The following is a 20,877-nucleotide window of genomic DNA, read 5'->3' as shown; positions in this document are numbered from 1 at the left end:
CTTTGTCCATATATATGATGAGGAAAGGGGAATGACAATGGACATAAGAGAACAAACTTTTTTCTCTCTTCTTATTATTAGTTACTTTATTGCCTTTGGGGTCCTACTCGGCGGCTCGTTAATCGGAGGAATTGGAGCATTTCTTATTGGCAAACCAGCCCTTACCTACATCAATCAATTCGCACAAAACTTACGAATTTGGGCACTGGTAGCGGCAATTGGTGGTACTTTTGATACATTTTATAGCTTTGAGAGAAGTTTTTTTGAGGGAGATATGAAAGATATTGTGAAACAAATTTTACTTATCTTCTTTGCAACAGGTGGCATGCAAACTGGTCTTATTATTATTAAATGGTTAACACAGGAGCATGTATGAGAGTTCCCAGCGCTTCTACTGCCAAACGATGGTATTTATTTTTAGCTGGTGCTGCTGTTGGCGGTGTAATTAGCTGGTTTATCTTCCTCTACATATATGGCATCTTCCAGCAAGAACAAGCTAGTCAAATTGCAGAACAAAAATACATTATAAATAAACAAGAAGAAAAACTACGTGTGCTTCTTGAAGATCAAGATAAACTGAATAAGGAGAATAAACGACTCTTAACAATTCAAGAAATTAAAATAAAAATTATCAACGGGGAAAAATATGACTTAGACAACCTTACACTTGAGAACATGACTACTTCTATTCATAACGACCTCCAGCATCTTTTAACGAAAAATATTCAAAGTATCGCTAAAAATAAAGAACTGCTCAAAAAATTAATTGAAAATAAAACCTATAAACATTATGACCGTATGTATCGCTTTAAAGTCGACATGATTTCTTTTGATACTGTACTTGAAATTAGTGTTCATATAGAAAAAGAAAAGTAGAGCCTTTTCGCTCTACTTTTCTCCTCAGTCTATTGAAATAATTCCAACAACGATAGCATTCCCTCTACTTACTTGCAAATGACACGTAAATCTTCAAAAAGACGATCTGCTTCTTCCCAAGAAGATACTTTCGCACCAGAAGCCATCGGATGTCCCCCACCATTATATTGCATTGCTAAAGTATTAATAACAGGTCCCTTTGAACGAAGACGAACACGAATAACATCGTCCTCTTCTAAAAACAGAACCCATGATTTCAATCCATCAATATTACCAAGCGCTCCTACAACACCAGATGCTTCTGAAGGAAGCACATCAAATTGTTGTAATATTTCTTTCGTTAACTTAATGTAGGCCGCACCTTCTTCTGTCATCGTAAAATTTTGTAAAATGTAGCCGTTTAAACGAGCGATTTTCTCTTTCGTTTTATACATCTCATCATATAATTCAGTAAATGTAACACCCATTTCGACAAGTTCACTGACATAGCGGAACGTTTTTGCGGTTGTATTCGGAAATAAGAAACGTCCTGTATCTCCAATAATTCCTGCGAAAATAAGACGCGCTGCTTCCGCTGTCATTTTTAAGCCTTTCTCTTTCCCATAAGAATAAAACTCGTAAATTAATTCACTTGTAGAGCTTGCTGTTGTATCCACCCATGTAATATCCCCGTACGGGTCTTCATTTGGATGATGATCAATTTTAATTAACATCTTCCCTTTTGTATAGCGCTGATCACAAACACGTTCCTGATTGGCTGTATCACAAACAATAACAAGTGCATTTTCATATACACTATCTTCAATCTCGTCCATTACTCGTAAATACGATAAAGACGGTTCATTGTAACCAACCATATAAATATTTTTTTCTGGAAACGATTCTTGTAACATTGTGCCCAGTCCACATTGAGATCCTAGTGCATCTGGATCTGGACGCACATGACGATGAATAATAATTGTATCAAACTCTTGGATTGCCGCTAAAATTTGTTCATGCATATGTATAATCTCCTTTGTATCAATCGATATTTATATACCCTATTTTCACTTTATTCTCCATTATAGCGGAAAATATTTCATACATGCGAACAATTCCTTTATAATATAAATCAGAAAGTTTAGATTTTTCACTTATACTTGTCATTCTGCGGAGAAACAGAATATGCAAAATAATGGAGGATTGTATTATGCCAGTATTAGTCTTTTGTATTATCATCTCATTTATGTTGTATCTTTTCTATAAAACAAAATATTTTCGTACAAACCGTCCAATGGAGAAAGGCTGGCTTTCCGGAAAGTCGGCAATGGCACTCGGTTCATTTGTTGCTTTATTTGGTTTCAATCAATTTTTCCTAGAGCTTTCTACTGCCCGAATCATTGTCGGCGCATTATTTCTCTTATTTGGCATTGCAAGTATTTTAAATGGCTTCCGTCAATATAAGCATTTCTTACCTCTAGCTGTAAAAGAAGCAGAAGCCTATAAAACAATGTAATGTAAAAAAGCATCGGCTATTTGAGCAGATGCTTTTTTATTTCTTTTCAATTTCACAATCGATCTATACAACAAAAGCTGAATGTACATACAATAGATTTCCTTGCATGTGAAAGTGCAATTATTCCGCTTCAAACGACATTTTTTATACGACTCTTGCTATGAAAGTCCTGCACGCTTCTTTTTTCATTCTATTTATCGATCAATTAACTGCACCATAAGCAGTGCTTTCCCCACAACATTTCCTTCATGATGTACTTCGACATCAACTTTTCCAAATTTACGACCAATTTCTAATACCTTTGGATGAACTGATACGATATGATCAATTTGGACCGGTTTTACAAAGTAAATCGTTAAATTTTCAACGATTAAATCACTCTTCTTTTGCGCTCGAATCACACGATTGGTCGCCTCTGTTACAATCGTTGTAAATACACCATAAGATAACGTTCCTAATGAATTCGTCATTTGTGGCGTTACTGAAAATTGATAATTTTGTTCATGTTTTGTTTCTTTTTGATTTACAAATTGACTTGTTACGATATCATCAATTGTGTCTCCTACTTGTGGCTGACGCTGAATCATTTGCAATGCCTGAAGTACATCTTGACGACTAATAATTCCCTGCAGTTTGCTTCCTTCATCCACCACAGGAAGCATTTCAATTCCTTCCCAAACCATCATACGTGCTGCCGCAGCAACAGACATTTTTCCATTCACTGTAATCGGTTGCTTTGTCATGACCTTCTCAATCGGTGTTTCTTTTGCAACCCCAATCATATCTTTTGACGTTACGATTCCTAATACTTTTTTATTGTCATCGATGATTGGATAACGTCCATGCATCGTTTCTTTATTATAAGCATGCCATCTCTCCACTTTATCATCTGGCTTTAAATATAACGTTTCTTCAATTGGTGTTAAAATATCTTCAACAAGTACGATTTCCTTTTTAATAAGCTGATCGTAAATCGCGCGATTAATTAGTGTCGCCACCGTAAATGTATCATAGCTACTTGAAATAATCGGCAACCTCAATTCATCTGCTAATTTCTTCACATAATCTTCCGTATCAAACCCACCTGTAATTAATACAGCAGCTCCTCTTTCTAGTGCAAGCTGATGCGCATTTGTACGGTTCCCAATAATCAATAAGTTCCCAGCTTCTGTATAGCGCATCATCGCTTCTAATTTCATTGCGCCAATTACGAATTTATTTAATGTCTTATGTAATCCTTCTCTCCCACCTAACACTTGGCCATCGACAATGTTAACGACTTCTGCATATGTCAGTTTTTCAATATTTTCTTTCTTCTTTTGTTCAATTCGAATTGTTCCCACGCGTTCAATCGTACTTACATACCCTTTATTTTCTGCATCTTTAATTGCGCGATATGCTGTTCCTTCACTGACACCTAAATCCTTCGCAATTTGACGGACAGAAATTTTATGCCCTACTGGCAAGTTATTAATATGCTCTAAAATTTGGTTATGTTTGGTAGCCAAATGGTTTCACCATACTTTCTTTTCCCTAAATTCTTCATGTATTGTATGTTTAGTATACTATATTTTCAAAACTGTTACACACTCTCTTTATATATCTGTACTATTTTCCATATAACAAATGAATTCTTACACCTATTTTTCATACATAAAGAAACCCTTCACTTGTTCAATCAAATGAAGGGTTTCTTTTCTATAGTGTAATACTTTCTCCCACTTCTAATACTCTCCCTGTACAGTTTGTTAGTTTTTCAACAAAGCGATGTGGGTCTTGTTCAATAACCGGGAACGTATTATAATGCATCGGCACAACTGTTTTCGCATCAATCCATTTCGCTGCTAACGCGGCATCTTCTGGTCCCATTGTAAAGTTATCACCAATTGGTAAAAATGCTAATTCAATATCATTACGATCTCCAATTAATTTCATATCAGAAAATAATGCTGTATCTCCTGCATGATAAATTGTTTTCTCCTCTGCTGTAAATAAAATCCCAGCTGGCATTCCTGTATATGTAATCGTCTTATTCTCTTCATCGATGTAGCTAGAACCATGGAATGCTTGCGTAAACTTTACTTTTCCAAAATCAAATTCATGCGCCCCACCGATATGCATTGGATGCGTCTTCACACCTTGCCATCCTAAAAACGTCGCTAGTTCAAAAGGAGCTACTACAATCGCATCATTCCACTTTGCAATTTCGACTGTATCACCCACATGATCTCCATGGCCGTGCGATAAAAGAATCGCATCTACCTTTACATCTTCCGCTTTTAAATCTGTTTTCGGATTTCCTGTTAAAAATGGGTCAATTACAATCGCTTTTCCATTCGTTTCAATCTTTACAACTGAATGCCCGTGATAAGATATTTTCATTGTTACATTCCTCCTTACTCACACCTTTTATTCTACATGATTTCACAATTTCCTGTCTTTTCTAACATCTATTTACTTGTCATAACTCTTTCATCCGATGTAAAGTTATATATGTAACTGAAATCTCGGAGGTGTCGATCGATGAATACTAGATTAGAAAAATTCATGCACTGGCTACAAGAACAAGACGTAGAAGCAGCCTTCTTAACTTCTACACCAAACGTTTTCTACATGACGAACTTCCATTGCGAACCGCACGAAAGACTACTCGGTCTATTTGTATTCCAAGAACAAGAACCTATTTTAATTTGTCCGAAAATGGAAGAAAATCAAGCACGAAACGCTGGATGGACACACGAAATTATTGGATTTACTGATACTGACAGACCGTGGGATATGATTGCAAAAATATTGAAAGACCGCAGTATCAAAGCAAATGCAGTTGCAATTGAAAAAGAACACTTAAATGTGGAACGCTATGAAGCATTAACAGAATTATTCCCAAATGCAACTTTTCACTCTGCAGAAGAAAAAGTGCGTGAGCTTCGTTTAATTAAAGATGAAAAAGAACTTTCTATTTTACGTGAAGCTGCTCATATGGCTGATTATGCTGTCGGTATTGGTGTAGAGGCCATTAAAGAAAATCGTAGTGAATTAGAAGTACTAGCCATTATCGAACATGAACTAAAGAAAAAAGGTATACATAAAATGTCATTCGACACGATGGTCTTAACTGGAGCGAATTCAGCTCTACCTCACGGTGTACCAGGCGCTAACAAAATGAAGCGCGGTGACTTCGTTCTATTCGACCTAGGTGTAATTATTGATGGTTACTGTTCTGATATTACACGCACAGTCGCATTCGGCGATATTTCTGAAGAACAAACGCGTATTTATAACACCGTACTATCTGGACAACTACAAGCAATTGAAGCATGTAAACCGGGCGTTACACTCGGTGCTATCGACCGCGCTGCCCGTTCTGTTATTGCAGACGCTGGCTACGGAGACTTCTTCCCGCATCGCCTCGGCCATGGCCTTGGTATTAGTGTACATGAATATCCAGATGTAAAAGAAGGAAACGAATCTCCATTAAAAGAAGGCATGGTCTTCACAATTGAACCAGGAATTTACGTACCAAATGTAGGCGGAGTTCGAATTGAAGATGATATTTACATCACAAAAGACGGAACAGAAATTTTAACAAAATTCCCGAAAGAATTGCAGTTTGTGAAATAAAAAAAGGTAGCGAGAATGCTACCTTTTTATCTACTACCTCAAACTTCTCAACAATCATTTGGGCTGGATAGCTCTCAAGTATTTGAGAAAACCATACTTTTATTTTATATCCTGATTTCAACTGCTGATATGTGCTGCTATCAACAAATTTCAAAACAGTGTCAGTTGGAAACTTCTCATGTAGTCGCTCTTCTATATACTCTTGAAACTCTGCTTTTGTTTCAAATTTTTTATTCGTGATGAAATATACATTATCATTTCCCACTATGACATACCCTTCTACAGTAGCGATTTGTTTAGATGGAAATGTAGATGCACATGATGTGAGTACTGTAAGGAAAATACTTAAAAAAACAAATACCCAAACCATTGAGCTCTTTCCCCTCATTTCATCCCCCCCCTAAAAGTTTTATCCCGCTATTTGCGGGCAATAAGACCCTCACCTCAAAATTCAGCAGTTAAGAATGATAAAAAGAAGGCACTCAAAAAGTGCCTTCTTTCATCTTACTAATATTCACTTGAAAATTTACAATCCAAACTGAGAAAAGATGTACAAAAATCGCTATAACCATACAAGTCCCGCTCAAAAAAGTTAAAATTGGGTGCGAGTATGAATGCTCTAAGTAATAAGACACTCCAATAAAAAACAGTGTTATATAGATGTAGATTGCTCCATGTATTTGCCTCATATAAGCCCCCTTTTCCTATATTATACCATAAATTTTCTGATTATTCACATTAATGGAATGTAATCAATATTTCTCAACTATTACGACTCTTGCAATATCCTATATATTAGTATATCTTTTGTAAATTATTTCATTCATCTTTTTTACCAATTGCATCTTAACGAAAAAAGCCCATCTATGTTGATGCGCTTTTCTGCTTATATACAAACTATCATTCTATTCTTTCATCGCTTCTTTGACAACATCTTGAATCATTATAACTTCTGTTTTCATATCGACAGCTGGTGCTTCTTCATCAATACATGCATACCAAAATGCTAAGTGCTTTTTATCAATTTCATGATGAGAATTTTCGACAAGAGTCCCCCCTTCTCCTTGTACAGAATACCAATATAAGTACTCTTCTCCATCTCTTATTTCCCGGAAAATTGTCTCTACATACATTTTTTCGTCGTTTAGTGTCAAAAGCACTTCTTTCATATTGTCATTAAGAAGCTGCATCCATTCATCTACACGATGACTTTTTCCTGGCTTCACTTTGAATCTTGTTCATTCGACATTCATCTTTATTCCTCCGTTTTCTTACGTACATATCAAACGTATTCTATCGGATGCTGAAAACCTAGTTTACTAGCTCACATACATCATTTCAAACTATCATAAGAGGAATCGTATTAGCAAGAAAAAAACATTTCAAGGAATTTCTAAACAAAAAGCCCTCCTTATCACAAGAAGGGCCTCACCCAATATTTATTATGATAAAGCAGGAGCTTTTTCAAGCAGCTCTTTCGCATCAGCGTATTGTAAGCCATGAGCTTCTGCAACTGCTTCGAATGTTACATAGCCATCTAATGTGTTAATACCTTTTAATAATGCAGTATTGCTTAGGCAAGCTTGTTTGTAGCCTTTGTTTGCAATTTGTACCGCATATGGTACTGTTACGTTTGTTAATGCAAGAGTTGATGTACGTGGAACCGCACCTGGCATGTTTGCAACTGCATAATGCACAACGCCATGTTTTTCATAAGTTGGGTTATCATGAGTTGTAATGCGATCCGTTGTTTCGAAAATACCACCTTGGTCAATCGCGATATCAACAACCACAGAACCTGGTTCCATTGATTGAATCATTTCTTCTGTTACAAGTTTTGGCGCTTTTGCACCTGGAATTAATACTGCACCGATTACAAGATCAGATTCTTTTACAGCTTGTGCAATATTGTAAGGATTAGACATTAACGTTTTTACTTGATTTCCGAAAATGTCATCTAATTGACGAAGACGTTCTGCACTTAAGTCGATGATTGTTACATCCGCACCTAGTCCAACCGCAATTTTCGCTGCGTTTGTACCAGCTTGACCGCCACCGATAATTGTTACTTTCCCACGTTTTACTCCTGGAACGCCTGCAAGTAAAATACCTTTGCCGCCTTTATTTTTCTCAAGGAACTGCGCTCCAATTTGTGCAGCCATACGACCTGCTACTTCACTCATCGGTGCAAGTAATGGTAAAGAACGATTATCTAATTGTACTGTTTCATAAGCAATTGATATCACTTTATTATCAATTAAAGCCTTTGTTAACTCAGGTTCTGGAGCTAGATGTAAATATGTGAATAAAATTAAACCTTCTCTAAAATATTTATATTCGCTTTCAATCGGTTCTTTAACTTTCATAACCATATCTTGATTCCATGCTTCTTCAGCAGTTTCAACAAGTTTCGCTCCAGCTTGTACGTATTCTTCATCTGTAAAACCAGAACCTAAACCTGCACCTTTTTGAACAAAAACTTCATGACCATTTTGTACAAGATGTACAGCACCAGCTGGCGTCATTGCCACACGGTTTTCATTGTTTTTAATTTCTGTTGGAATACCGATACGCATTATTAATTCCCCCTTGAGTTATGAAATGACCCCTAAATCATTTTTTAAAACGCTTTCTATGCCCCTATATTCTAACATAATCCTTCAATATTTTACAAAAAATAACACAAGTTTTCCGATAGATTTTATCCCACTATTTTAGGGCAGTAAGACTCCCACCTCAAGATTCAGAAAGAAGCAAGGAAGATAGGTGGGAGTAGGGCTGCCCGTAACAGCTCGATTGGTGAGAGCTCATAATCAGTGGGGATGAAGAACCTCCACTGATTAAAGTTTCACTTTATTTACTTTTGTCGATATCGATGAATTACATCAACTGCCCCTGTTATTTCAATAATTGTACCCGTAATCATATCAGAATCTTCTTCGCATAAAAATGAGATGGTACGTGCGATATCTTCACCTGTTCCTGATCTACCAATTGGCGTACGCTTATCTTTCAATATGCGCGCTTCTTGAATTGTTGCTTCTTTCATCTCACCAATAATATCACCTGGGCAAACCATATTTGCTGTAATACCATATTCTGCTTCTTCATAAGCAACTGTCTTCGTTAATGAAACAAGCCCTACTTTTGCTGCTGCAAAAGCTGAACGATATATCCATCCCGGTGCACTATCGGCCCCTTGAAATCCATAATTAATAATGCGACCAAATTGATTCCTTCTCATAATTGGAACAACGAGTTTTAACAGATGAAATACCGCCGTTAAATTTCCTTGAATCATCTCATTCCATTCCTGTTCTTCATAATCCACTAATTTTTTTCGTTCAAACACATAAGGACCCGCATTATTAATTAAAAAATCGATCTTACCAAAACGTTTTGTCGCTTCTTCTACTATTTTATGTAAATCTTCTTTCTTCGTGACATCCGCTTGTATAAACTGTAGACGTTCTTCTATATGATTATACTTTTCTTTCATTTCCTCTACAGCGCTTCTGTCGCTATGGTATGTGACTGTTACAGAATGTCCATTCGCTAATAATTTCTCTGTTACTTGCTTTCCTAAACCTTTTGTACCGGCTGTAATGAGCGCGTGTCTCACAAACATGCCTCCTTTTAAATTACTATACTCCATATGTAACAAGTTCTTGCTGCAATTACAACTAAAAAGAATCAAAACAAACTTTTCAAAATTCTGTAACGTTTTTTTACGTATATTACCAGAATTTGTTTTATAATTAAGTTGTAAAGGGTTATAAAATCAATTGGGAGGAATTTACTATGACTAATACATATACAAATATTTTAATTGCTGTAGATGGTTCTAAAGAGGCTGAAAAAGCTTTTAAAAAAGCAATTCAAGTCGCGAAACGTAACAATGCGACACTAACAATTGCTCATATCGTTGATGTGAAAGCTTACTCTGCAGTGGAAGCATATAGCCGTGCGATTGCTGAACGTGCTAATCTTTTTGCAGAAGACTTATTAGAAGACTACAAAAAAACGGCACTAGAAGCAGGTCTTGAAAAGGTAGAAACTGTACTAGAATTCGGTAATCCAAAATCTAAAATTTCAAAAGAAATTGCTCCCAAACATAAAGTAGACTTAATCATGTGCGGTGCCACTGGTTTAAATGCTGTAGAGCGCTTCTTAATTGGTAGCGTCTCTGAACATATTATTCGCTATGCAAAATGCGATGTCCTTGTTGTTCGCGGTGATGAAGAGCAAGGTGAGCTTTAATTCATAAAAATAAATTAGGGTAGATAAGAGGCTTCCTCTTATCTACCCTATTTATTTTTCTACTTTAGGAATTCTGTAATCCGGATTATGCTGCTCCCAGCCATCTTGTGTATTTACATCACCATCTACCCATGTTGTACTCCTGTCGGGTAAAACTCTTTCATGGGGTGTTACATGATGAGTATTCGGATTTCCCTCTGCTATATACTCTACATCCGTTGCTTCTGGAGCTGATGTTTGCGCTACACTATCACTGTCTACCTCATCTGTAATTCCATCGGCAGCATCAATTATATCTATAACTCCTACTGAGAAGACACCTACAACTACAACTTATTTCACATATTTCACTATAAATACAAGACAAACCACGACAACAATGACAACCGCAAGTACATAAGGGGGAAAGAATTTCAAAGACCATAACACCATCATTATTGTCGCTATCGTTAAATAAGATCGCCTTGCATCTTCTGTCATTTTTTACGAAGAACATATACAAATAACCGATTGGCGGCGTAATAAAGCAAAGAACATATATGATTTTAGATTTTAAATACCACTTTTGTTCTCCAAGTTTCTTCATATCTTCTTCTATTCTCTCATGCTCTTGTTCTTTCGCTTCTTCTATAAGCGGATCTTCCTCTCCTCCTCGCTTTTCTTCCATATAAGGAAGGAAGTGCATGAAAAAATAGTATGCAAATATCATCGCTCCAAATCCGATATTTACTCTTTCTAACGGAACATTCTCACTAAAAAAAGCAGCAATAATTACTAAAGAAAAACAATACGTTGTCATCCAAAATGAATGTTTTCTCTTTTTCCGTTCTATTTCTTTTTTATCTTGTACATGTTTTCTTTTCAAAAGCCATATCGAAATACAGCAATCTATCAAAAATAAAGTAAAGGTAAATAACGCCACGTGTACTGTTTCTACATTCTCAAATGAAAATATACTCGGGAATGCTACGTGTAATACAATTAGCGTGTATAAAATTAACCCTACCAAATAAATACGACTCATTTTCCATCCCTTTCTCATTTCCTAACATTATTTTAACATACATTTTTTAGAAATAAGCGGACAAAATATATGTGTTTAGGAAAGGAGGAGGCTAATATGGATGATTATGAACGTATTATTTTAGATGTAAATGGGAAAGAAATCGAAATGTTAGATACGATTCGCACACATTTCAAAGAAAAACATGGTGTGGAACTAAGTAACGGTGCATTACTTCGAGATTTGATGGATATTGAGTATATTCGAATTACGGAAGATCGACATAAGTACGATTAATTGATAAAACTGTCAGCCTAGAACAGATTGCTCTAGGCTGACTTACATCCACACGAAACATGTTATAATGAGGAAAAAATTGTGGAAGATATAAAAATATGCAATCGGAAAACATCTCAAAACATTTTCATACATTACATGTCCAAAGAAACCACTTCCTTCCTTATCTCCATTCACACTATCTCAAGAACAACTATGGTATCTCCCCCAGAATGAAAAATGGTCTATTGGAGAGCATTTTTATCATTTATATTTAATTGCAAGAATGCTAAAAATAGCAATTCAATTCTCTTTCACTCTTATTCCTTATGCCAAGCTCAGAAGAAATACTCCATTTGCAACTGAAATACATGACATTTATGCCGAATACAACGAAAAACACGGCAAAGGAATGAAGGTCCTTGGATTTTAATCCCTTCAAAAAAGTCTATTACTCTATGAATGTAAATGAATTAGAAACGTTACTTCCACATTTACAATTAAGTTAATTAACAGTAAAACGATGCATACTAAGTGAAACTTTAATCAGTGAGGGTTTTCTTCATCCCCCCCACTGATTATGAGCCCTCACCAATCGGGCTGCCCTAAAATAGCGGGATAAACTTCCCCCAAATTGTTATTTTACTTAAATACTAACAAAACAGAAAGCACATCAGATTTTAACAGACTGGTGTACCTTTCAACTCAATTCCTAGTAACTTCTCCCACTAATATCTTCGCTTTTTCCAACGCCTGTTCAATTTGAACAAATCCTGTCCCACCTGCACTATTACGGCGTTTTACTGCTGCATAAGGTGATAGAACCTCATATAAATCTTCTTCAAATAAAGGGCTCATTTCTTTATATGTTTCAAGCGGCACATCTAATAAATAGATTCCTTTTTTCGTGCAATGAAGAACGAGCTTGCCAACAATTTCATGCGCCTGGCGGAATGGGAGTCCTTTGTTTGCTAAGTAATCAGCGACTTCTGTTGCATTAGAAAAATCCTGCGTTACAGCCTGCCCCATGTTTTCTTTATTTACAGTCATCGTTTCTAACATACCAGCCATAATATGAAGACAGCCTTCTACCGTTTTAACTGTATCAAACATTCCTTCTTTATCTTCTTGCAAATCTTTGTTATAGGCTAGCGGTAATCCTTTCATTACTGTTAATAAACTGAATAAGTTCCCATACACTCTTCCTGTTTTACCACGGATCAGTTCCGCCATATCCGGATTTTTCTTTTGTGGCATAATGCTACTTCCCGTTGCATATCGATCGCTCATTTCAATAAATTGAAACTCCTGACTGCTCCATAAAATAAGTTCTTCACAAAAGCGTGATATATGCATCATTAACATAGATGAATTGCTCAAAAATTCTAGTATAAAATCACGATCACTTACCGCATCTAAACTATTTTCATATATCCCTTCAAAATCGAGAAGCTTTGCGCTATATGCACGATCAATTGGAAATGTTGTTCCTGCAAGAGCACCTGCGCCAAGCGGGGAAACATTTATACGTTTCAAAGAATCTTCATAGCGATTCACATCACGTTCTAACATCCAAAAGTATGCGAGTATATGGTGTGCAAAAGAAATCGGTTGTGCACGCTGCAAATGTGTATACCCTGGCATAATGGTTTCAATATTCTCTTCTGCTTGATCGACAAGAACCTTCTGCAATTGTTTTATAGCATTTATTATATCTTGTACTTTCTCTTTTAAATACAAGTGCATATCTGTTGCGACTTGATCATTACGGCTGCGACCTGTATGAAGCTTTCCTCCTACTTCGCCAATTTGTTCAATTAACATCTTTTCAATATTCAAATGAACATCTTCAGCTTCTACCGAAAAGTGTAGTTTGTTCTCTTTCGCTTCTTCTAATAAATATTGAAGGCCCTCTTTTATTTTCTCTGCTTCATCGTTTGTTACAATCCCTTGTTTCGCAAGCATCATAACATGTGCAATACTGCCTTCTATATCTTGTTTCACTAATTGTTTGTCAAAGGAGATGGATGCCCCAAACTCCTCGACCCATGCTTCTGCTTCTTCTGTAAAGCGTCCCCCCCACAGCTTACTCACGCTTCCACCTTCTTCTGATTTACTTGACTATATACCTTTGTTGGAAGACCAAATAGTGAAATAAAACCAACTGCTGCATCGTGGTTAAATTCATCATTCACTGTATAAGTCGCTAAATTCTCATCATATAAGGAATATTCTGATTTACGTCCTTCTACAATCGCGTGCCCTTTAAATAATTTTACACGCACTGTACCTGATACTGTTTTTTGTGTTTCTTGTAAAAAAGCAACAAGCGCTTGTTTTAAAGGCGAGAACCATAAGCCATTATAGATTAATTCTGTTAGTTTTTGTTCCATCATCGGTTTAAAGTGAGCTACTTCTTTTACAAGTGTTAAATCTTCAAGTTCTTTATGAGCTGTAAGTAATGTCATCGCCGCTGGGCATTCATACACCTCACGCGATTTAATACCGACAAGGCGGTTTTCTACATGATCGATACGCCCAATTCCATGCTTTCCAGCAAGTGAATTTAACGTTTTCATTAATTGTGAAAGTGAGTAAGTTGTTCCATTTAATGTTGTTGGTACACCTTCTTCAAATCCGATTTCTACAAATTCTGGCTGATCTGGTGTATTTTCTAATGGTACAGTCATTTCATACGCATCTTCTGGTGGCGCTGCCCAAGGATCTTCTAAAATTCCGCACTCATTACTGCGTCCCCATAAGTTTTGGTCAATAGAAAATGGGCTATCTAAATTAATGGGAATGGGTACATCGTTTTCTTTTGCATACGCAATTTCTTCCTCACGTGACCATTTCCATTCACGCACTGGCGCAATTACTTCTAAATATGGGTTTAATGCTTGAATCGATACTTCAAAACGAACTTGGTCATTCCCCTTACCGGTACATCCGTGTGCAACCGCACTAGCACCTTCTAGTTCTGCAATCTCAACTAGTTTTTTCGCAATTAGCGGACGAGATAATGCAGAAACAAGAGGATATTTCCCTTCATATAACGTATGCCCTTGCAAAGCCACCAATGCATATTCATTCATAAATTCTTCTTGCACATCGATCATGTACGATTTAATCGCACCTACTGAAAGTGCCTTTTCTTTTACAAACTCTAAATCTTCCCCTTCTCCTAAATCTAAACAAAGAGCGATAACATCATAATTTTTTTCTTGCAACCATTTAATTGCAACAGAAGTATCAAGGCCTCCAGAATATGCTAACACAACTTTTTTCTTCTCCATTTTATACCCCCTAAAAGAATAAATATTCATGATTACTTATAATAATCCAAACTTTATCATCTTTTTTCAAATGAATCAAGAGATATTCAAAAAAATTCTCACAATTCTATCGAACTTCTTTCTCCTTTTCGATACAATAGAAACAGAAAGTGGGGTGTCTATATGAAACCATATTTTATTTATGATGAACATCTAGGAATTGAAATACCACATTTACAAGAGGAATGGGAAGACATCCCAGAAAAGGTGCAACACACAATTCTATTAAAGTGGGAACAAATTCGCGGAAAAATACCTGATCGCATAAAAGAACTTGAATATCATATTAATCAAAAACAACATCGTCTCAATAACGAGGAAAACTTCGAGATTTCCTGTAGACTTAATTCTGAAATTGCAGACCTTGCTTCCATTATTAATGATTTATGGCTTTGGTATCGTCTTACGCAAGATGTATCTCACGGAAAAACTCATCCATAAAGGACATGTCCCGATTTACATTTGGGACATGTCCTTTCTTTTTGTCAAAAGGCAGCACACGATGCACTCGTTTTTTTCATATACTACATGATAAACCGATTCATAAGTTATGAAACTCCTTGTTGAAATAACTTGCATTATCTTACAAAAATATCGAAATGTCACACCATCATCTCAAAAAAACAATGAAATCTGTAGATTCCCTCCAATTATTGTCGGTTTCCTTACGCATACATTTTTTGAAAGTATGATATAATAGTATAAAATCTTTACAGAAAGGATTTTGATATCATGATCGCTCGAAGGAGCATGTGGCATCGAATTGATGAATCTTACACGTAGCGTATTTTTCAGCTCAGATCCTTTAGTCTAGCGAAAAAATACGAGAGTGGGGAAATTATGATTGCCCGAAGGATAATTTGGCAAAGAAAAGATTCTTCTTACACATAGCGTTTTGTTTAAGTCACACTGTTACTTGCTAAACAAAACAAAAAAGAGAATAGGATTGCTAAATAGGAAATTCTACCAAAGTTTTGTTTAGTCGTTTTTTAGGCTTAAACTAAAACGAAAGTAGGGAGAATTGATGGACGAGAGGATTATTCGTTATTTCTTCAGCGACATATAGCGTAGTTAGTTTGATGTAAACTAACTGACAGCTACTATGCGCTCGTAGTTAGTTTACAAAACGAAAAAAGACTACTAACTACGGAAAGAAGGAATAACGATGAGGAACATCCAAAGTCGACAAATTATTAAAGAAATTTTTATGGTTTTAATTGGTTCATTTATTTTATCAGCAGCACTATATCATTTTCATTTCCAAAACCACTTAACAGAAGGTGGATTTGTTGGAATTGCATTATTTATCCAAAACTTTTTTGATATTTCACCGTCGATTTCGACTGTATTAATGGATATTCCTGTCATCTTATTATGTGCTACATTTTTAGGCAAAAAGATGGTTGGCTATTCATTTCTGGGTTCGATTTCATTCGGCGTATTTTATTCTTTTATGGAGAACTACTCTCCATTTGCGGTAGATTTATCAAATCATTTATGGATTGCCGCTGTACTTGGTGGTGCGTTAGCTGGTATTGGTCTCGGTTTTATATTACGATTTGGCGGTGCAACCGGCGGAGACGATATTTTAACCATTGTATTAAGCAAAAAAACACGCTTTACAATTGGGCAAATTTTCTTCGTCTTTGACGCGATTGTTCTTGCACTTTCATTATATTATTTAAACTGGACGGAAATTGCATTTACGATTCTTTCCATTGCTGTTCAATCCAAAACATTGGACTTTATTTACTATCCAAAAGCAGAAAAGAAAACCGTATCCATTCCTATGTCCAAAAAACATGCAACAAACTAAAAAGCGAAAGGCCTTGGCCTCTCGCTTTTTTTTCATACACGTTTCTCTTTCTCTAATAAGTAGCGCACTTGATAAAATCTGTTTGCAAATTCGGTGACATTTCTTGTTAAACGATAATTCACAGTGGAACCAATTGCAATTCCTAGCACAGGAACACCTTGAAATAATTTACGACGAAGTGCATAAATTGAAAATGTCTTCAAAATTTGTTTAAGCACAACCTCTATTGAAGCTGGTTTTAATACCTCTTCTTCTCCTTCATAAAAGTAAGAATCTTCTTGCTCTAATTCTTGCAGTAAATTGGACCAAGCATATTGCTGTAATCTTGTTGGCAATAATGCAGCGTGAAATACTTTTAAAGCAAGCATCATTTCATACGGCTTATTCACATCATGCCCAAACGAAGTTGCAATGAGCTGCACAGCTTTTACATTTAGCGCAATCATAACAGGAAAATCCGCAGTTAATAGGAATAAACCACCTACACCAGTTGCTCCTCCTTGTACAAAAGAGTATAGTCGATGACGCGCTGTCTGTTGTTCTGCTATGTATGTTAATTGATCAATAGATAATACTTTTAAGTCATCTAAGTTCTCAATGGATTCATCAAATAATCTAGCCGTACCTAAAATACGATTGCGCGCATCTAATTGCGATTGTGAGCTTTGAATAAATGCATGAAGATGAAATAGCCAGCCATCTACTTTTGCAAAAAGGTTTGCACGCTTTTTTTTAGGTAATTTTTCTACTATTTCATACATCCATTTATCAAACATCTTTTGGAAATCAGTCGCCTCTTGCTCTATCAATTGTCTTTCCCACTCTTTTATCTCTTGTAAAATGGATTGTTCTCGCTTCGATTGCATCGCAACAATCACCTCGCTCAATTTTTTTCTATTGTAACATATTTCTGCTTTTTCTTCGCAAACTTGGTAAGTACACATATGTGAATTTCATACATAGAGACAGATTTTCAATTTCCTCACAAAAAAAGACGGAATCATGTAAGATTCCGTCTTTCTGATATATATTAACCAACATTTCCAAGACGAACAACGTCACGAGCGATCATAACTTCTTCGTCAGTTGGAATTACGATAATTTTTACTGGAGAGTGTGGGAAGCTGATAAATGCTTCTTCACCGAATACGTTGTTGCGTTTTGCATCAAAGTATACGCCCATGTACTCAAGACCTTCTAATACGCGCTCACGAATGATGGCGCTATTTTCACCTATACCAGCTGTGAAGATGATTGCGTCAACACCTTTCATGCGAGCTGCGTAAGAACCAATGTATTTGTGAATACGGCTTACGAACACATCAAGTGCTACTTTTGCACGGTGGTCGCCTTCTTCTTCTTTCGCAATAATGTCACGTAAGTCACTAGAATATCCAGTAAGACCTAACATACCACTTTTCTTGTTTAATACATTTACTACTTCTTCTACACTTTGTCCCGTTTTTTCCATGATGTATGGAATTAGCGCAGGGTCAATGTTACCAGAACGCGTCCCCATTGTTACACCAGCAAGTGGAGTGAATCCCATTGACGTATCGATAGATTTTCCACCTTCTACAGCTGCGATACTTGCACCATTACCTAAATGACAAGAAAGAAGACGTAAGCTTTCAAGTGGACGGCCTAATAATTCAGCTGCACGCTCTGTTACATATTTATGAGAAGTTCCATGGAAACCATATTTACGGATACCGTATTTCTCATAGTACTCATATGGTAAGCTGTAAAGATACGCAGATTCCGGCATTGTTTGGTGGAATGCTGTATCGAATACTGCTACTGCTGGTACGTTTGGAAGTACTTCTTGGAACGCTTTAATACCAACAATGTTTGCTGGATTATGAAGTGGTGCTAATTCGCTTAAGTCTTCAATATCTGCTAATACTTGATCTGTAATTAATACAGAGTCAGCAAATTTTTCACCGCCATGTACAACACGATGACCGATACCGCTAATCTCATCAAGAGATTTCACGATTCCATTTTCAGTTAATTTATTAAGAAGCATATTAACTGCCACTGCATGATCTGGAATATTTGTAATTTCTTTTTGCTTCTCACCATTTACAGTAATTGTGAAAATACTGTCTTCTAAACCAATACGTTCTACTAAACCTTTTGTTAATACTTTCTCACTTGGCATTTCAAATAATTGAAACTTCAAGGAAGAACTTCCTGCATTAATCGCGATGATTTTTGACATCTAATCTTTCGCCCCTTTTTCTCTTGGTAGTTATGTGGAAAACCACAAACCGCTCGATTTTATCTCTTTAAATTCATCAAAATGAAAACGTTTCATTTTGATGAATTTTATACTCACGATTTTAATTTAAACATCGTCCGCCATATATTTCAAGTGAAAAAATTGTAACACCAAGAAAAAATATATATTACAGATTTCAAAAAAATTCAGTTTAATCTTGTGTATATTTAAATTACATACCCACCTTATAAAACTGTATTACATAAATAAATACATCTGTTACATGTTTTATGCTTTATGAGTTGCAAACCAATTATTTAATTGGCTCATCATATCCTCCATCGCCTTCACATTAGAAAACTTAGGTAATTCCACTAATAGCGCCTGTTTTGGCATTTCTATCTTTTCTCCTTTTTTTTGGAGAACAAATATACTTTTTGCATTTTTTTCGTTTTTAAACATGGAAACAGGTAGCTGTAATAGCCCTTGAATAAAACATGTTTCTTTAATAAACGCATGAAGCTTTGGCGCCTGCTCACTTTCAAAAATAAAGTTTGGCACTAAGAAAAATAAGTATCCTCCATCTTTCGTATGCTTGACACTTTGTTCAATAAATAAGTGATGCGCATAAGACATTCCTTCATCTGCTTTTAACTTATATTCACTTGAGCCAGCTTCGTTCGGATAATACCCTACTGGTAAATCACAAACAACTGCATCAACAGGATCAATATAAAGTGAAGCAAGTCCATCTTGATTGAAAAGTTCAATTGCTTTTTTTTGCAAATTCGCATTTACTAAGGCTAACTTAATGAGTAAATCGTCTACTTCTACACCAAATCCACTCATTACTACTCCGTCTTGAGCGCTATTAAAAATAGTTGTCATTAAATTTCCTGTTCCAATTGCAGGATCTAGCACAGTTATTTCTTTCTGATCCTTCATAAATTTATGGAATAAGTATCCCATAAATATTCCAACTGCATCAGGCGTCATCTCATGATTTGCTTGTATACCTTCTTTCATTCCTTTTAAGATCGCAAGCTGAAATGCTTTTCGAATTTCTTCACTTTTATATGTTTCTTCATTAAATTTACTGTATTCACGATTTAACCGTTTCATTGTTGATTCAGATAAATTTTCTTGCAAAATCGCTCCTTCAAACAAGTTATCCCCTGTTTCTACAAGCGCTTCTAAATATGTCATATCCAATTCCTTACGTAAAATTACGGTAGAAGAATCGAAAATAGAAAATAACGTTTCTACTGTTTGACTCACATATATTCCTCCTTCAGTCCATTACACATAACTTATATCATACCACAATCTAATTTTTTGCAAAAAGAAAAAGCGACCTCTTTTTTAGAGCTCCCTTTTCAAATTGAAAGCGATATGAATACTTTTTCCATTTCATCCTATATGAGAAAAAACGACCTCTTAGAAAGAGGCCGCCTCCCTTTTATCAATTCGCTGCTTTTGCTGCTTCTAATGCCGCTTCATAGTTTGGATGGTTTGTACCTTCACTTACGTATTCTACGTATACAACTTTGTCGTTGCTATCTACTACAAATACCGCGCGAGCAAGTAAACGAAGTTCTTTCATTACAACACCATATGCTTCACCAAATGAAAGGTCACGGTGGTCAGAAAGTGTTACTACGTTTTCTAAACCGTTTGCTGCACACCAGCGTTTTTGAGCGAATGGTAAATCAACGCTAATTGTTAATACTTTTGTATTTTCAATATCAGCTGCCTCTTCATTAAAACGGCGTGTTTGCGCATCGCATACACCTGTGTCAATTGAAGGGACAACGCTAATTAATTTCACTTGACCTTTATATGTTTCTAAACTTACTGGAGATAAGTCATTTGCTAATAGTTGAAAGTTTGGTGCTTGATCGCCAACTTTAACTTCTGTTCCAACTAAAGTCATTGGATTACCTTTAAAAGTTACGTTTGCCACTTAAAACT

22 protein-coding genes and 2 pseudogenes are annotated in these 20,877 nt (G+C 36.0%); 9 read left to right on the top strand and 15 right to left on the bottom strand.

Translation table 11 applies throughout. The features are described from left to right. Positions 1-37: 37 nt before the first annotated feature. Together ytrH and ytrI are read left to right on the top strand one after the other, a co-directional pair. Positions 38-376, top strand: coding sequence for a sporulation membrane protein YtrH (ytrH, locus tag MR059_RS03040; RefSeq protein WP_012095749.1), 339 nt, complete (start codon positions 38-40; stop codon positions 374-376). Continuing rightward, the gene (ytrI, locus tag MR059_RS03035; protein WP_012095750.1) at positions 373-876 is read left to right on the top strand and encodes a sporulation membrane protein YtrI; all 504 of its coding nucleotides are present in this window, start codon (positions 373-375) and stop codon (positions 874-876) included. Before ytrH ends, ytrI begins: the two co-directional genes overlap by 4 nt. A 68-nt stretch (positions 877-944) precedes the next feature. Here the strand turns inward: ytrI and MR059_RS03030 are convergent, their stop codons facing one another. Beyond that, positions 945-1,877, bottom strand: a complete 933-nt coding sequence (locus MR059_RS03030) for a DHH family phosphoesterase (RefSeq protein WP_012095751.1) — start codon at positions 1,875-1,877, stop codon at positions 945-947. Positions 1,878-2,065: 188 nt separating this feature from the next. On the opposite strand from MR059_RS03030, the gene MR059_RS03025 reads away from it, so the two are divergent. After that, on the top strand, positions 2,066-2,371 hold the full coding sequence (locus MR059_RS03025; RefSeq protein WP_012095752.1) for a YtpI family protein: 306 nt from the start codon (positions 2,066-2,068) through the stop codon (positions 2,369-2,371). 194 nt (positions 2,372-2,565) lie between these two features. Here the strand turns inward: MR059_RS03025 and MR059_RS03020 are convergent, their stop codons facing one another. Both MR059_RS03020 and MR059_RS03015 read right to left on the bottom strand, forming a co-directional pair. Next, positions 2,566-3,879 (bottom strand): CBS domain-containing protein, encoded by a 1,314-nt coding sequence (locus MR059_RS03020; protein WP_012095753.1) that lies wholly within the window; start codon positions 3,877-3,879, stop codon positions 2,566-2,568. 190 nt (positions 3,880-4,069) lie between these two features. Next, on the bottom strand, positions 4,070-4,753 hold the full coding sequence (locus tag MR059_RS03015; protein WP_242161526.1) for a metal-dependent hydrolase: 684 nt from the start codon (positions 4,751-4,753) through the stop codon (positions 4,070-4,072). Positions 4,754-4,894: 141 nt separating this feature from the next. On the opposite strand from MR059_RS03015, the gene pepQ reads away from it, so the two are divergent. After that, the gene (pepQ, locus tag MR059_RS03010; RefSeq protein ID WP_087099282.1) at positions 4,895-5,992 is read left to right on the top strand and encodes a Xaa-Pro dipeptidase; all 1,098 of its coding nucleotides are present in this window, start codon (positions 4,895-4,897) and stop codon (positions 5,990-5,992) included. Here pepQ and MR059_RS03005 read toward each other — a convergent pair. From MR059_RS03005 to MR059_RS02985, 5 genes are all read right to left on the bottom strand, one after another. Then, entirely contained in the window at positions 5,931-6,380 is a 450-nt protein-coding gene (locus MR059_RS03005; protein ID WP_012095756.1) for a DUF3221 domain-containing protein, read from the bottom strand. The genes pepQ and MR059_RS03005 overlap by 62 nt on opposite strands. A gap of 94 nt (positions 6,381-6,474) precedes the next feature. Then, positions 6,475-6,681: a hypothetical protein gene (locus MR059_RS03000; RefSeq protein WP_041810068.1), complete on the bottom strand. Its 207-nt coding sequence runs from the start codon at positions 6,679-6,681 to the stop codon at positions 6,475-6,477. 216 nt (positions 6,682-6,897) lie between these two features. Further along, positions 6,898-7,218, bottom strand: a complete 321-nt coding sequence (locus tag MR059_RS02995) for a DUF6176 family protein (RefSeq protein ID WP_012095757.1) — start codon at positions 7,216-7,218, stop codon at positions 6,898-6,900. A 216-nt stretch (positions 7,219-7,434) separates the two neighbouring features. Continuing rightward, the gene (gene ald / locus MR059_RS02990; RefSeq protein ID WP_012095758.1) at positions 7,435-8,568 is read right to left on the bottom strand and encodes an alanine dehydrogenase; all 1,134 of its coding nucleotides are present in this window, start codon (positions 8,566-8,568) and stop codon (positions 7,435-7,437) included. Positions 8,569-8,849: 281 nt separating this feature from the next. Beyond that, positions 8,850-9,647: an SDR family oxidoreductase gene (locus MR059_RS02985; RefSeq protein WP_012095759.1), complete on the bottom strand. Its 798-nt coding sequence runs from the start codon at positions 9,645-9,647 to the stop codon at positions 8,850-8,852. Between the two features lie 146 nt (positions 9,648-9,793). Here MR059_RS02985 and MR059_RS02980 point away from each other — a divergent pair, with 146 nt between their 5' ends. Further along, positions 9,794-10,252, top strand: a complete 459-nt coding sequence (locus MR059_RS02980; protein WP_012095760.1) for a universal stress protein — start codon at positions 9,794-9,796, stop codon at positions 10,250-10,252. Between the two features lie 333 nt (positions 10,253-10,585). On the opposite strand, the pseudogene MR059_RS02975 reads toward MR059_RS02980, so the two are convergent. Then, positions 10,586-11,276: pseudogene (locus tag MR059_RS02975) on the bottom strand (hypothetical protein). 96 nt (positions 11,277-11,372) lie between these two features. On the opposite strand from MR059_RS02975, the gene MR059_RS02970 reads away from it, so the two are divergent. Together MR059_RS02970 and MR059_RS02965 are read left to right on the top strand one after the other, a co-directional pair. Continuing rightward, positions 11,373-11,552 carry a hypothetical protein gene (locus tag MR059_RS02970; protein WP_012095762.1) on the top strand — a complete coding sequence of 60 codons (180 nt, stop codon included), beginning with the start codon at positions 11,373-11,375 and terminating at the stop codon, positions 11,550-11,552. Positions 11,553-11,650: 98 nt separating this feature from the next. Beyond that, positions 11,651-12,019: pseudogene (locus MR059_RS02965) on the top strand (DinB family protein); the annotation flags it as partial. A 217-nt stretch (positions 12,020-12,236) separates the two neighbouring features. Here the strand turns inward: MR059_RS02965 and argH are convergent. Continuing rightward, positions 12,237-13,625, bottom strand: a complete 1,389-nt coding sequence (argH, locus tag MR059_RS02960) for an argininosuccinate lyase (protein ID WP_012095763.1) — start codon at positions 13,623-13,625, stop codon at positions 12,237-12,239. Further along, a complete protein-coding gene (locus MR059_RS02955) occupies positions 13,622-14,827 on the bottom strand; it encodes an argininosuccinate synthase (RefSeq protein WP_012095764.1) in 1,206 nt (401 codons plus the stop codon). The genes argH and MR059_RS02955 overlap by 4 nt, the downstream gene beginning before the upstream one ends. A 162-nt stretch (positions 14,828-14,989) precedes the next feature. Here MR059_RS02955 and MR059_RS02950 point away from each other — a divergent pair, with 162 nt between their 5' ends. Together MR059_RS02950 and MR059_RS02945 are read left to right on the top strand one after the other, a co-directional pair. Beyond that, a complete protein-coding gene (locus MR059_RS02950; RefSeq protein ID WP_012095765.1) occupies positions 14,990-15,307 on the top strand; it encodes a hypothetical protein in 318 nt (105 codons plus the stop codon). A 724-nt stretch (positions 15,308-16,031) separates the two neighbouring features. After that, on the top strand, positions 16,032-16,682 hold the full coding sequence (locus MR059_RS02945; RefSeq protein ID WP_087095417.1) for a YitT family protein: 651 nt from the start codon (positions 16,032-16,034) through the stop codon (positions 16,680-16,682). Between the two features lie 32 nt (positions 16,683-16,714). Here MR059_RS02945 and MR059_RS02940 read toward each other — a convergent pair whose 3' ends face one another. The 4 genes from MR059_RS02940 to tpx all read right to left on the bottom strand — a co-directional run bounded on the left by MR059_RS02940 (position 16,715) and on the right by tpx (position 20,869). After that, positions 16,715-17,548: an EcsC family protein gene (locus MR059_RS02940; RefSeq protein ID WP_012095767.1), complete on the bottom strand. Its 834-nt coding sequence runs from the start codon at positions 17,546-17,548 to the stop codon at positions 16,715-16,717. A gap of 164 nt (positions 17,549-17,712) precedes the next feature. Beyond that, positions 17,713-18,906 carry an acetate kinase gene (gene ackA, locus MR059_RS02935; protein WP_012095768.1) on the bottom strand — a complete coding sequence of 398 codons (1,194 nt, stop codon included), beginning with the start codon at positions 18,904-18,906 and terminating at the stop codon, positions 17,713-17,715. 288 nt (positions 18,907-19,194) lie between these two features. Next, positions 19,195-20,184: a class I SAM-dependent methyltransferase gene (locus tag MR059_RS02930; RefSeq protein ID WP_012095769.1), complete on the bottom strand. Its 990-nt coding sequence runs from the start codon at positions 20,182-20,184 to the stop codon at positions 19,195-19,197. A gap of 184 nt (positions 20,185-20,368) precedes the next feature. Further along, positions 20,369-20,869 (bottom strand): thiol peroxidase, encoded by a 501-nt coding sequence (tpx, locus tag MR059_RS02925; RefSeq protein WP_087099286.1) that lies wholly within the window; start codon positions 20,867-20,869, stop codon positions 20,369-20,371. Positions 20,870-20,877: the final 8 nt, after the last annotated feature.

This window comes from Bacillus cereus group sp. BfR-BA-01522 (genome assembly GCF_022662635.1).
In the GTDB taxonomy this organism is placed as follows: Bacteria; Bacillota; Bacilli; order Bacillales; family Bacillaceae_G; genus Bacillus_A; species Bacillus_A cytotoxicus.
The sequence above is the reverse complement of the archived record's forward strand: the minus strand, read 5'-3'. Positions and strand labels throughout refer to the sequence as shown.